This is a genomic window from Mesorhizobium sp. M4B.F.Ca.ET.058.02.1.1, assembly GCF_003952505.1.
In the GTDB taxonomy this organism is placed as follows: Bacteria; Pseudomonadota; Alphaproteobacteria; order Rhizobiales; family Rhizobiaceae; genus Mesorhizobium.
The window spans coordinates 2,484,279-2,497,088 of the sequence record NZ_CP034450.1 but is presented as its reverse complement, the minus strand read 5'-3'; the positions used below and the strand labels follow the sequence as shown (position 1 = coordinate 2,497,088).

The following is a 12,810-nucleotide window of genomic DNA, read 5'->3' as shown; positions in this document are numbered from 1 at the left end:
CAGACACAAGATTGCGGCCCGGCTCAGGCCGCGCCGAGCCGTGCATGGATGTCACGCGTCGCATGATAGAGGTCGCGGTAGATTGCCTTGCGCGCGCGATAAGCGGGCACCAGCGCATCGACCGGGTCGACGCGCCTTGCCGGTGGCGCGGCCATTGCCATTGCCGCGTCTTCCGGCGAAGCGAACCATCCGACGGCGGATGCCGCCAGCATGGCGGCGCCGAGTGCGGCCGCCTCGTTGACCGGCGAAACCGAGAGCGGCCGTTCCAGCACGTTCGCCATGATCCGCATCAGCAGCGTCGAATTGGCGCCGCCGCCAGCCGCGATCATCGCCTCTGCCTTGCCGGTCCGCTCCTCCATCGCAGCGGTGGCGATCGCCTGCTCGAAGGCGATGCCTTCCAGCACCGCGCGGAAGAGATGTCTTGGCTCATGGTCGAGCGACAGGCCGACAATGGCGCCGCGCGCAGCACCATCCCAGTACGGGCTCATGACGCCGGCCCAGTACGGCATGACCAGCAGGCCGTCGCTGCCTGCGGGCACCTCCATCGCGGCCTTCTCCAGGATGGCGGCGGAGGGTGCACCGGTGGTGCGCACGATCCAGTCGACCAGCTGCATGCCCGAGCGCAGCACCGTCTCCAGCATGAAGCCGGAGCCGGTCGGTGAGACCAGCGTGCGGAACGCATCCGATGTCGCGACCGCGCCGGCATAGTTGCCGCTGACGACGCCGGAGCCCAGCGAGAGGTAGCTCTTGCCGGGACCGTAGACGCCCATGCCGAGGCCCATCGCCTGGCCGTCGCCGGCGCCGGCGATGATGGGCGTGCCGGCCTGCAGGCCGGTCAGAGCGGCGGCGCTTTCGCTCAGGCCGCCGCAGATTTCTCCCGGCCCGACCAGCTCCGGCAAATGCTCCGGCCGCAGCCCGGCGGCCTCGACCAGGCGGGGATGCCAGGTACCGGTCTTGATGTCGAGCAGGCCGAGCGGATCGGCGCTCGCGGTGCTGGTCACCAGCCGTCCGGTCAGCCGGTGGACGAAGAACCCGTGCACGTCGACGAGTGCCGCCGCCTGGCCGAGCGCCTGCGGCCGGTGTTCGGCAAGCCAGGCAAGCGCATAGAGCGCCGGCGTCGGGTCCGGCGGCTTGCCGCTCCAGTCGCGGATCGCCTCGCGGCCGAGCTCGGCCGAAAGCCGTGCCACTTGCGGGCGGGCGCGCTCGTCCAGCCACAGGATCGCCGGGATGAGCGGCTTGCCGGCAGCGTCGATCAGGGTGAACGTCTCGCGCTGGTGGGCGATGGAAATCGCCGCCACGCGCGAGCCGCCGACCTTGCCGGCGACCTGCTTCACCGCGGCAAGCAGCGCCGTCCACCAGTGCTCGGCGTCCTGTTCGAAATGGCCGGGCGCCGGGTTTGACAGCGGGTAGGTTTCGCGCGCCTGGAACAGTTCCGCCCCGTTCCGCGCGAAAGCGATCGCCTTCACGGCCGTCGTCGAGGCGTCGATCCCGATTACGACATCGTCCATCAGGCGGGGATCCGAAAATATCAGGCGGCGTTGGTGACGAACCGTCCGTCCGACTGGTCGAGACGACGGCGGATCTGGGTTATCACCATCGAATCGTCGGGTACACAGTTTTCATAGGTGAGGAAGTCGCCGGCCTTCACCGGCTTCACCACCTTGGCGCGTTCGGCCAGCCCGAGCGGCAGTGCGCCCCTGGCACGCGCGTCCTCCCATGTCATGGCGAAGCCGCGATAGTCGTTCTCGCCGATCATGCCGAGCGACTGGCCGGCGCCGAGGTTGCTCTTGGCGACCGCCACGGCTTCCGCCACCGGATGGTCGAGCGGCTCCATGTCGGCGCGCTTGTAGACCACGGCGCGCGCCGCCGAGAGCGGCACTTCCAGGCTGGTCAGATGATAGGGGCGGAAGATCGTGAAATAGGGGCCCTTGCCGACCTTGAGGTCGATCATGCGCTCCAGCACGCGCGGATGCTTCGTCTCGATGATGCAGAAGACGCCGGGCGCCACGCCCTTGCCGATCGAATAGTCGACCACGCCCTTGCGGTGCAGCACGCCGCCGTCCTCGCGCGGGCAGAGCACCCCTGCCAGTTCCTCGAGTGTCGCCGTCGGGCCGTGCATGCCCGGCACGTCCGGCACCAGGCCGGTGGCGTTGGCGATCGCCACCATCTCGATCGCCGTCTTCGAGCCGTCGACGAACTCGACCAGCATGCGCGCGTTCATGTTGCGCTCGCTGGCCTCCTTCTCGTAGTCGGCCGGCATGGCGTCGATCTTCAGCGGATTGTTCTTGCCCTTGCCGGCGGCGACTATTGTGAAGCCGAGGCTCTTGGCGAAGCCGATGATCTCCAGCGTGCAGGCGGGCTCGTCGCCGGCGGCGCCGGTGTAGACCACGCCTGCCTTGCGCGCCTCATCCTTGAGGAAGCGGCCGATGGTGATGTCGGCCTCGACATTGAGCATGACGATGTGCTTGCCGTTCTTCATCACTTCGAGGGCGAACAGCGTGCCGATGTTGGGGTTGCCGGTGGCGTCGATGATGACGTCGATGCGGCCGGCGGCGGCAAGCGCATGCAAATCCTCGGTGACGGCGATCTTGCCGGCCTCGATGGCGCGGTCGATGGCCGCGGCGTTGGGCGCCTGGACGATGTCAGCGCGGTCATGGCCGGCAAGCAGAGCGGCGTCGATCGCCGCCTGCGGCCGGACCTCGGAAATGGCGCCGATGCGCATGCCCGGCATCAGCGCGACCTGGACGACGATGTCCGTCCCCATCTGCCCGGCGCCGGCCAGGCCGATGGTGATCGGCCCGTGCTTTTCAGCGCGCTGCAGGAGCTCCGCTGCGAATTGCGGATGGGACATGTCGCTTCCTCCGGTCCTTGGCGCGCCGCTGCGCCGAAATGATCTTTTGAACATTCCTATTTCTATTTGAAAAATATTTCAACCGACATTTCGGCGTTGCCGGGGGGAATCAATTCGCTGTCGACGGGTCCTCGCCCTCTGTCCTGCCGGACATCTCCCCACAAGGGGGGAGATCAGCCGTCGCTGCGCCTTCGCTAATGCTCAACCTTGCAGGACTGAGCGGGGCGCCCAAGCTGCCAATCTCCCCCAAGGGGGAGATGTCCGGCAGGACAGAGGGGGCGCGAAGGATCGAGGCGGTGATTGTTTCATCCCGCTACGTTGCTTCGCCCGCGACGGATGACGCAAGATTCGCCGCTCAGAAATACCCGTCGGACGCCGCTGTAGCCTCTTTCGGGATTTCGACGCCGTCGACCAGGATCTTGTCGACCAGTTCGTGGTGGAAGCAGACCAGCCCCTTGATGCGTTCGGCCTCGTGCACCGGCTCGGGATAGTACCAGACGAGGTTCTCGTGCCGCCTGGTGCTGGTCGTCACATGGTAATAGTTGGAGATGCCCTTGTAGGGGCAGCGCGAGATGTAGCGGCTGGGCGCAAACATATCGAGCCTGCTGTCCGAGATCGGCAGATAGTGGCGCACCGGATGGCCGGTCTCGAACAGGAACACGCCGCGCCGTGAATCGGCCACCTGCTCACCGTCGAGGATGATGCGGGTGCGGTCGTTGATCGACTGCACCCCGGTCCAGAAGGGCAGGCAGGCTTGCTCGGCGCCTGCGATGTCGAAGGCGTCGCGGCCAACGAGGCGTGGCGCAAGCACATCGTTGACGACGGCGGCCGCCGCCAGGCGTCGGCGCCTCGCCGAGGCCGACGAGACCATCCTCGGTCTCGACCTCGACGATGGTCGGCGAGAAGCCGTCGAGCTCGCCGAATACCCACTGATAGGGCGCTTCCAGCCGCAGGTTGATCGGCGTTGCCGATATGCGGCGGATATTCATCTTCAGCCGCCGATCTCGAAGAACGGTTTGCCGAGCAGATCCGGCACCACGTCGATGCCGAGGCCGGGCCCGTCGGGAATGCCCATGCGGCTTCCCGTGACCGGCGGCTTGTTCGAGGCGGTGCGCACCGTCACCCATTCGTGGAAGGCGATTGCGTGCAGGCGGCGCTCTTCCGGCGTCGACAGCGACAGATGCGCCATCGCAGCCGTATCGATCTCGGCGCCGCCGGTGTCCTCGACCGTGATCATGAAGCCAAGGTCGACGGCAACGTCGCGGATCTGACGCGTCCTGGTGACGCCGCCCAGTCGCGAGATCTTCAGCGTCAGCCCGTCGGCGGCACCCCTGCGGTGAATTTCCAGCATCTCCTCCAGCGAGGTGACGGATTCGTCCAGCACCATCGGCTTGTCGAGCATGCGGCGCACCGACATGTTCTCGTCGAGCGTCGTGCAGGGCTGCTCGAACGTGTAGTCGATGCCACGCGTGGCGTCGGCGAACTGGCGCGCCTGATAAGGCGTCCAGCCGGCGTTGGCGTCGCAGAAAATGACCGTGCCCTTCGGCACGGCGGCAGCGACCACCGTCACGCGCTCGATATCGTCGCGGACATTGCCGCCCACCTTGACCTGCAGCCGGTGGTAGCCCTCGGCGACGATGCGCCTGGCAAGCGCGGCCATTTGATCGAGCGTACCGTGCGTGACGACCCTGTAGAGTTCCGCCGTCTCGCTCTCGCGGCCGCCGAGCATGGTCACCAGCGGCACATCGGCGGCGCGCGCCGCGAGGTCCCAGCAGGCCATGTCGAGCGCCGACTTGATGTAGGGGTGGCCCTTGAACACCGTGTCCATCAGCCGGCCGATGCCGGCAAGGCCGCGCGGATCCTGGCCGATGAGATGAGGTGCGATTTCCGGCACGCCGGCGCGGGTGCCGGCCGGGAACGCGGCCGAGTAGAAATTGCCGAGCGGCGCCATCTCGCCCCAGCCGGTCACGCCGTTGTCGGACGTGATGGCGACGATCACCGCGTCGAAGCAATCGGCGACGCGCCCCTTCGACATGCGGTAGGGCCCGTCCACGAAGGGCTGCACGACATGGTAGGCTTTGATACTCTTGATCTTCACGTTGTCGTCCGTTGTCTGCGGGATTGGTCAGGCGCCCTTCGATGCGCGCTTTTCGAGGCCGCGCGCATAGGCGAGAAGCTCCTCGAAATCGAGGTCGATATGTTCGCGCGCATGGCGTTGGGCGGCGCGCATGTCGTTGCCTTTGAGCAGGCGCACATAGGTGTCATGCACATCCTCGGCGGGTACCGGCTCGGCGCGGGCCTGCTGGTGGAGGGCGAAATACATCTGCAGCCGGCTGGTCAGGCGCTGCCAGGTCTCGAGCAGTACGGAATTGTCGGCCCATTCGTAGATGAGGCCATGCAATTGCAGCGCAGTCTCGATCTGGCGCGTGGTGTCGAGCGCCCGCGTCGCCTGCTTCACTGCTTCGTGGCGGCGGTCGAGTTCGTGGAAGAAGCGCTGGTCGCGCAGCGGCCAGGTGCATTCGATGGCGAATTCGTCGAGCACCTTGTTGAGCGAATAGGCGTCGATGATGTCCTTGGCGGTGACATCGATGACGAAGGTGCCGGCGTAAGGAATGCTGTTCAGGATGCCTTCCTGGACCAATTCGCGCATCGCTTCGCGCAACGGCGCGCGGCTCACCCGCATCTGTTCGGAGATCCTGAGCTCGTTGAGCTTCTGTCCTGGTTCCAACTGGCCGGTCAGGATGGCGCGTCTGAGCAGCGCGACGATCTCTGCCCTCCGCGTCGTATCCGCGATCGGACTGAAATCCAGCTTCGCCATGCGCCTACTCCGGATGAGGGATTGCAAGACAAGCAGATTGTCGACAATCCAACAAGAGGGCAATTTACGAATTCCGGAATTTTGTCGATGGCTCAAGCCGCCCGGCCGTAGAAGCTGATCCGCTCTTCCTCGCTGAACATTGCGCCGGGCCGCTCGTAGTAGAGAACACCGCGATCATGCGCTGGCGCTCGCCCTCGACCGTGGTGACGCGGTGCGCGGTGTAACCCGAGCTGGGCGGAATGGTTCGGCGCCTCCGGCGGCAATCGCGCGCCGGATCCCTCGCATGGCCGCCGCGTCGGCCTGTCCAGCCTGGCGGTATCCTCCGCGAGGCTGGGGCTGGGAATTGCGCTTGGCCAGAAGATCATGGCCAGCGCCGATCTCGAAGCGGGTCGCCTGATCGCGCTATCGCCCGTCTCGGTGCGCCTCGGCCAGCCCTATTGCGCCTTCATGCTGCCGGCAAAAGGCCGAGCGCGCCGACATTGCCGGGCTGGTGGAACTTCTCAACAAAACGGCACCCTCGACGTGGGAGTCGAGGGCGCCGCGGGACCGGGACTGATGGGGGTTATCAGCTGGCCGGTTTCTGTTGCGGCAGCGGCGAGACCGGCATGCCGGGTCCGATCTTCTGCAGATTGCCGGTGATCACCTGGTCGCCCTCGGAAATGCCTGATGTCACGGATATCAGGTCGCCGTCGGTCGGCCCGAGCGAGACCAGCTTCTGGTCGACCGTGTTGCCCTTGCCGACGACATAGAGGTACTTGCCGAGCTGGCTGGACCCCAGCGCCACCTGCGGCACCATCAGCGTGTTCGGCTGCTCCTTCACGTGCAGCCGGACCCGCACATACTGGCCGGGCAGCAGCGAGAATTTCGCATTGCCGATCGTCGCCCGCGCCGTGATCGTGCCGGTCGAATGGTCGATCGTGTTGTCGATGAAGGTGAGCTCGCCCTTCTGGCTGGGCTCAGTCTCACCGGGCAGCAGAACATCGACGGCGATCGGGCCGGCTGCCTTCGCGGCTTCGATTTCGACGAGATCGGTCTCGCTCGGATTGAAGGTGACGTAGATCGGGTCGAGCTGCACCAGCGTGTTGAGCACCGTGCCGGCGACGCTGACCAGCGTGCCGACCGAGGCCTGGTTGCGGCCGATACGGCCCGGGAACGGCGCCTTGATCTCCGAATAGCCGAGGTTGAGCTGGGCGGTGCGCAGCGCGGCCCTGTCGACTGCAAGCGCTGCCTCGGCCGCGCGCAGGGTGCTCGTGCGCTGGTCGAAACTGTCCTTGGCGAGATAGCCGCTCTTGGCGAGTTCCGTGCCGCGGCCGAGATTGGACCGCGCATAGTCGAGCGTCGCCGTGTCGCGCTCGATCTCGGCCTTCGCCTGGTCGAGTGCCGCCTGATAGTCCTCGGGCGCGATCCGGTAGAGCAGGTCGCCCTGCTTGACGTCGCTGCCGTCGGCGGCAGCCTGCTCCTGCAGGTAGCCCGGCACGCGGGCCTGCAGGGTGATGCTGCGGATCGGTTCGACCCGCGCGGCATAGTCGAGATAGATCGGCAGCGTCCTCTTCACCACGTTCACCACCGGCACCGGCATCACGAACGCCGCCGGAGCCGGCGCTGCCCCTGCCGTGCCGGCATTGAGGCTGAGACTGCCCATGTCGAGCAGATGGACGCTGGCCATCGAGATGGCACCGAGCGCCACGGCCGTTCCCAAAGCGATTTTCCATTTACGCATTTTGGTCTCCAATCGTTTTCCGCCGCCTGCGCGAGCTATTCAGCCGCCTGGGCGAGCGGCTGAAGCGCCGGCTCGGCGGTCGGTTCAATATCCTGATGGTGCGGAGCGGGCTCTCTGTCCTCGCCTCGCTCGCGCAGCTTTTCAATCACCGCGTAGAACACCGGCACGAACACCAGCGACAGCACCGTCGCCGCCACCATGCCGCCGAAGACGGTGGTGCCGATCGACTGCCGGCTGGCAGCACCTGCACCCGTCGCGAACATCAGCGGCAGGACGCCGAGGATGAAGGCGAACGCCGTCATCAGGATCGGCCTCAGCCTCAGCCGCGCGGCCTCCATCGCCGCTTCGACAATGCTCAAACCTTCCTCGCGCCGTCGTCTTGCGAATTCGACGATCAGGATGGCGTTCTTCGCCGCCAGGCCGATCAGCATGACGAAGCCGATCTGCGAGTAGACGTCGATCTGCATGCCGCGCAGCAGGAGCACCAGGAAGGCGCCGAACAGGGCGAGCGGCACGGCGAGCAACACCATGAAGGGCATCGCCCAGCTTTCGTATTGCGCCGCCAGGATCAGGAAGACGAACACCATGGCAAGCCCGAACACGATCGAGGCGATCGAGCCGGCCTTGAGCTCCTGGAAGGTGATGCCGGTCCACTCATAGCCGAAGTCCCTGGGCAGCACCGTCGCCGCCGCCCGCTCCATCGCCGCCACCGCCTGTCCGGACGAGAAGCCGGGAGCGGCACCGCCATTGATCAGGGCCGATGCATTGTTGTTGTAGTGCGGCACCGTCTCGGGGCCGACAATCGGCACCAGCCTGCCCAGCGTGCTCAGCGGCACCATGCCGCCCGCAGCGTTGCGCACATAGAGCCGCGAGATGTCGGTGGCATCGGCGCGCGCATCCTTGTCGGCCTGGATCGTCACCCGGAAGGTGCGGCCGAACAGGTTGAAGTCGTTGACGTAGAGCGAGCCGAGATAGATCTGCAGTGTGTTGAACACATCGGGCAGGCTGAGCCCCAGAAGTTTCGCCTTGCTGCGGTCGAGGTCGTAGTTGAACTGCGGTGTCGACGTCGAGAAGGACGAGAACAGCTGCTGCGGATTGAGTTCCGGCTGCTTGCGCGCCTCGGCGATCAGCGCCTGCGTGACATCGTTGAGCGCAGCACTGCCACGACCGGAGAGATCCTCGACCTGGAACTCGAAGCCGCCGGTGGTGCCGAGGCCCGGGATCGAAGGCGGATCAAAGGAGAGCGCGAAGGCCTCCGGTATCTGCAGCAGCTTGTTGCGCACCTCAGCGACCAGCTTCGAGGCATTCTGGTCGGGTCCACGCTCGTCCCAAGGCTTCAGGATCGCGAACTCCACCGCCGAGTTCGACTGCGCGGCGCTGGTCAGGAAGTTCAGGCCGCTGATCGAGCCGACAATGTCGACGCCGGGTGTGCTCTGCAGGATGTCGCGCGCCTTCTCGGCCACCGCGTCGGTGCGCTCCAACGAAGCGCCGTCAGGCAGCTGGATGACGACGAAGAAATAACCCTGGTCCTCGACGGGGAGGAAGGTCGAGGGCAGTTTCTGCCAGACGAAATAGGTAGCCACCAGGCCGGCGGCGAACAGACCGAGCATGGCCCAGCGCAGCCGGATCAGGATGCGCACGCCATGGGCGTAGGCATGCGACAGCCATTCGAAGCCGGCATTGAACCAGCGGAACAAGACGAACTGCGTCTCGCCGCGATGGCGCAGGAACGCGGCGCTCAGCGCCGGGCTCAGCGTCAGCGAGTTGAAGGCCGAGATGCCGACCGAGATCGCGACGGTGAGCGCGAACTGGTTGTAGAGCCGCCCCGAGACGCCCGGGATGAAGGCGACCGGGATGAACACCGCCATCAGCACCGCGGTTGTGGCGATGATCGGTCCTGTCACCTCGGCCATCGCCGCGCGTGTCGCGGCAAGTGGTTTGAGGCCGGCCTCGAGCTGTCGCTCGACATTCTCGACGACGACGATCGCGTCGTCGACGACGAGACCGATCGCCAGCACCATGCCGAGCAGCGACAGCATGTTGAGCGAGAAGCCCAGCATGTACATCACCGCCAGCGTTGCGATCAGCGACACTGGGATGGCGATGGTCGGGATGATGGTGGTGCGCCAGCTCTGCAGGAAGATGAACACCACCGCCACGACCAGCACCAGCGCCTCGCCAAGCGTAATCAGAACGTCATGCATCGAGGCCGACACGAAGCGCGTCGTGTCGTAGTGCATGGCGTAGTTGACGCCCTTCGGGAAACGCGCCGACAACTCCTGCATCTTGTCCTTGACCCGCTGCTGCAGGTCGAGCGCGTTGGAACCCGGCATCTGGTAGACGGCGAGCACCACCGTCGGGTCCTTGCCGAAGAAAGCGGACGAGGAATATTGCAGCGCGCCGAGTTCGATGCGCGCGACGTCGCGCAGGCGCACCAGCGAGCCGTTTTCAGAATTGGCGCGCACGACGATCTCGCCGAATTCCTTCGGGTCGCTGAGGCGGCCGACCGCGTTGACCTGCATCTCGAAGGCGGTGCCGGCCGGCGCCGGCGACTGGCCGATCTTGCCGGCCGCGACCTGCACGTTCTGCTCGGCAATGGCGTTCTGCACGTCGACGGCGGTTATGCCGAGATTTGCCAGTTTGTCCGGGTCGAGCCAGACGCGCATCGAATAGCGCCGCTCGCCGAAGATCTGCACGTCGCCGACGCCGGGCAGCCGCTTCAGCGGGTCGACCACCTGCAGATAGGCGAGGTTGCTCAGCGCCACCGGATCGACCGAGCCGTCCGGCGAGGTGAGGTCGACGATGAGCACGAAATTGGGATTCTGCTTCTTGATCGTCACGCCGCCCTGGTTGACGATCGCCGGCAGCGAAGACGCGGCCTGCGAGACGCGGTTCTGGACGTCGACGGCGGCCGTGCTCAGCGGATAGCCGACATCGAAGGTGATGGTGATGGTCGAGGAGCCGTCATTGGAGCTCGTCGACGACATGTAGGTCATGCCCTGCACGCCGTTGATCTGCTGTTCGAGCGGCGTGGTTACCGTATCGGCCACGACCTGCGCGCTGGCGCCCGGATAGTGGGCGCTGACCACGACCTGCGGCGGCGTGATGTCGGGGAACTGCGACACCGGCAGCAGGAAATAGGCGATCGCGCCGGCGAGCACCATGATGATGGCGATCGCCGATGCGAAGATCGGACGTTGGACGAAATAGTTCACCATGAGACGCAGGCCTCGTTGAATGCTTTTGCTTCGCCAAACGCGTTGGCGATCCTGGACAGCTGCCGGCTACGCACTGAGCTTGAGTCTTCCAGAAAACGCGGCAGCGCCTTGCGGTCCGGCGCCTGCATGGCCGCCTTTGAACGCAGCATCGCCTCGAAGCTGCGCGGGTCGACCCGATCCGCCATCATCACCAGCCGGATCATCGGATCCCGGATGGCCTCGTCGATCGTCAGGTCTTTGCGCTTCTGCATAGGAGCGGTTCCTTGCTTGCGGCCCGCATCGGAATGATCGCGAACCGTTTTTCTCTTCTTCACCGGCCGAAGCCGCATGACAGGCAGGTTTCTGGCCCTATCTCACCCTGCAGGACCGATCGGGTCTTGTCGTTGACGCGGAGAGACATAGGTGTTACCAGTAAGTAACATTCTGGAAGTTACAGACCGGTAACACCTTAGTCAAGAGGTGGCCGAGGGATTTTTGGAAACGAAAGGAGATCATGATGGCAGACGGCGTCGTGGAGCGCTCTCGCCCCCGGGATCGGATCCTGGAGACGGCGCAGGACATGTTCCACAAGCACGGCATCAAGGGTGTTGGCGTCGACGCCATCACCGAGGCTGCCGGCACCAACAAGATGACGCTCTACCGTCACTTCGAATCCAAGGATGACCTGATCATCGAATGCCTGCGCGCCACGGCGGCAAAGGCTTCACGGATTTGGGACGAGTTCGAAGCCAGGCACCCCGGAGACAAGCTAGCCCAGCTGCATGACTGGGTTCAAAAGGCTTCGGAAATGCTCAGTGCCGATAGCCGCGGCTGCGACATGGCCAACGCAGCCGTCGAACTCAGCGAGACCGATCATCCGGCCAGACGCGTCATCAAGGAATTGAAGGAAGCCCAGCGCGAAAAGCTAGTTTCGCTCTGCCGCGAAGCCGGCATCGGCCAGGCCGAGCTTCTCGCCGACACGCTGTCGCTGCTGCTCGAGGGCGCGCGGGTCTCCATGCAGAGCGTCGGGTCGGAAGGCCCGAGCGCGCAGTTCGTGCGCATGGCGGAGGGCCTGATTGCGTCGTTCAGGGCGCGCTGATGTCGTCGCCTCATCCTGGCTCTGTGATCCTGCCTCAGAATCAGGCGCCCAGCTACGCAATGGGTCAGGCAAGTTTTCCGGAGATGTACGAGCGCTGGCTCGTGGGTAGCCTCTTCCGCCCTTGGGCCGAAGTGACCTTCGAAGAAGTAAAGCTGACTCCAGGCCATCGTGTATTGGACATCGCCTGCGGCACAGGAATAGTTGCGCGCGTTGCCAGGGAACGGCTCGGTGCCGCCGGATGTGTTGTCGGCGTCGACATCAGCCCAGATATGCTTGCCGTCGCGCGCACCGTGGCGCCAGACATCGACTGGCGCGTGGGCAATGCCGGCGCACTGCCGCTCCGTGACGGAGAGCAGTTCGACGTTGTGGTCTGTCAGCAGGGGCTGCAGTTCTTTCCCGACAAGCCCGCCGCGGCGGCAGAAATGCGGCGAGCACTGGCGCAGGGCGGCCGGCTGGCAGTTGCCACTTGGCGCACCGATGAGGAAATCCCCTTCTTTCGAGAACTCCGCCGCGTCGCCGAGCGACTCCTCGGCCCAATCGCGGACCTGCGCCACAGCTTTGGGAATGCGCCGCCGCTCGAGGCGCTGCTCCGAGACGCCGGCTTCCACGACGTTCGATCAAGGACAATATCGCGCACCATACACTTTGAGGACGGCGCGCCCCTCCTGCGATTGAATACGATGGCGCTGGTCGGCATGAGTGCTGCCGGCAAGGCAATGGCCGATCAGGAACGCAAGCGGGTCGTGGAGGACATCGTGAGCGGGAGCGCGCCCGTGCTGCAGTCCCACTCCGATGGATCGGGCGTCGCTTTCGAACTCAGCACCAATCTGGCGACAGCTAGAGGCTAGGCGCGCAATTGCCCAGCACTCCTGATTTTCCAGTATGATTTGGCAATCCGGGTGAGGGGGCTGGCGTCGCCTCCGCATTTTCCATGCGGGCAAAGAAAAAGCCCGCTGCCGGGAGGAGGAGGCAGCGGGCTCGATTTCGAATGCGGCACGGGAGGAGGTGTACCGCATTCACCGTCGGCATCACATCTGGGAGGAGGAGACGGCCGACACCCAGATACGTACTGGTTGCTTAACGATTCGGCAACCATGAAACGTGCATAGCTGATGTGCAGAATTG

General features: G+C 65.2%; 9 protein-coding genes and 1 pseudogene. 2 read left to right on the top strand and 8 right to left on the bottom strand.

What is annotated here, in order from left to right:
• Nucleotides 1-23: 23 nt before the first annotated feature.
• From EJ073_RS12600 to EJ073_RS12555, 8 genes and pseudogenes are all read right to left on the bottom strand, one after another.
• Nucleotides 24-1,508 (bottom strand): FGGY family carbohydrate kinase, encoded by a 1,485-nt coding sequence (locus tag EJ073_RS12600; RefSeq protein ID WP_126056023.1) that lies wholly within the window; start codon nt 1,506-1,508, stop codon nt 24-26.
• 20 nt (nt 1,509-1,528) lie between these two features.
• A complete protein-coding gene (locus EJ073_RS12595) occupies nt 1,529-2,851 on the bottom strand; it encodes a homoserine dehydrogenase (protein ID WP_126056022.1) in 1,323 nt (440 codons plus the stop codon).
• Between the two features lie 355 nt (nt 2,852-3,206).
• Nucleotides 3,207-3,557 (bottom strand): annotated as a pseudogene (locus EJ073_RS12590) (DUF427 domain-containing protein); the annotation flags it as partial.
• 285 nt (nt 3,558-3,842) lie between these two features.
• Nucleotides 3,843-4,949 carry a mandelate racemase/muconate lactonizing enzyme family protein gene (locus EJ073_RS12585; RefSeq protein ID WP_126056021.1) on the bottom strand — a complete coding sequence of 369 codons (1,107 nt, stop codon included), beginning with the start codon at nt 4,947-4,949 and terminating at the stop codon, nt 3,843-3,845.
• A 27-nt stretch (nt 4,950-4,976) separates the two neighbouring features.
• Nucleotides 4,977-5,669 carry a GntR family transcriptional regulator gene (locus EJ073_RS12580; RefSeq protein WP_126056020.1) on the bottom strand — a complete coding sequence of 231 codons (693 nt, stop codon included), beginning with the start codon at nt 5,667-5,669 and terminating at the stop codon, nt 4,977-4,979.
• Between the two features lie 565 nt (nt 5,670-6,234).
• Nucleotides 6,235-7,389 (bottom strand): efflux RND transporter periplasmic adaptor subunit, encoded by a 1,155-nt coding sequence (locus EJ073_RS12565; RefSeq protein WP_126056019.1) that lies wholly within the window; start codon nt 7,387-7,389, stop codon nt 6,235-6,237.
• A gap of 35 nt (nt 7,390-7,424) precedes the next feature.
• The gene (locus tag EJ073_RS12560) at nt 7,425-10,607 is read right to left on the bottom strand and encodes a multidrug efflux RND transporter permease subunit (protein WP_126056018.1); all 3,183 of its coding nucleotides are present in this window, start codon (nt 10,605-10,607) and stop codon (nt 7,425-7,427) included.
• Nucleotides 10,601-10,921 carry a hypothetical protein gene (locus EJ073_RS12555; RefSeq protein WP_245455555.1) on the bottom strand — a complete coding sequence of 107 codons (321 nt, stop codon included), beginning with the start codon at nt 10,919-10,921 and terminating at the stop codon, nt 10,601-10,603. The genes EJ073_RS12560 and EJ073_RS12555 overlap by 7 nt, the downstream gene beginning before the upstream one ends.
• A gap of 182 nt (nt 10,922-11,103) precedes the next feature.
• On the opposite strand from EJ073_RS12555, the gene EJ073_RS12550 reads away from it, so the two are divergent.
• Nucleotides 11,104-11,685, top strand: a complete 582-nt coding sequence (locus EJ073_RS12550) for a TetR/AcrR family transcriptional regulator (RefSeq protein WP_126056017.1) — start codon at nt 11,104-11,106, stop codon at nt 11,683-11,685.
• A gap of 59 nt (nt 11,686-11,744) precedes the next feature.
• On the top strand, nt 11,745-12,533 hold the full coding sequence (locus EJ073_RS12545) for a methyltransferase domain-containing protein (RefSeq protein ID WP_189375158.1): 789 nt from the start codon (nt 11,745-11,747) through the stop codon (nt 12,531-12,533).
• Nucleotides 12,534-12,810: the final 277 nt, after the last annotated feature.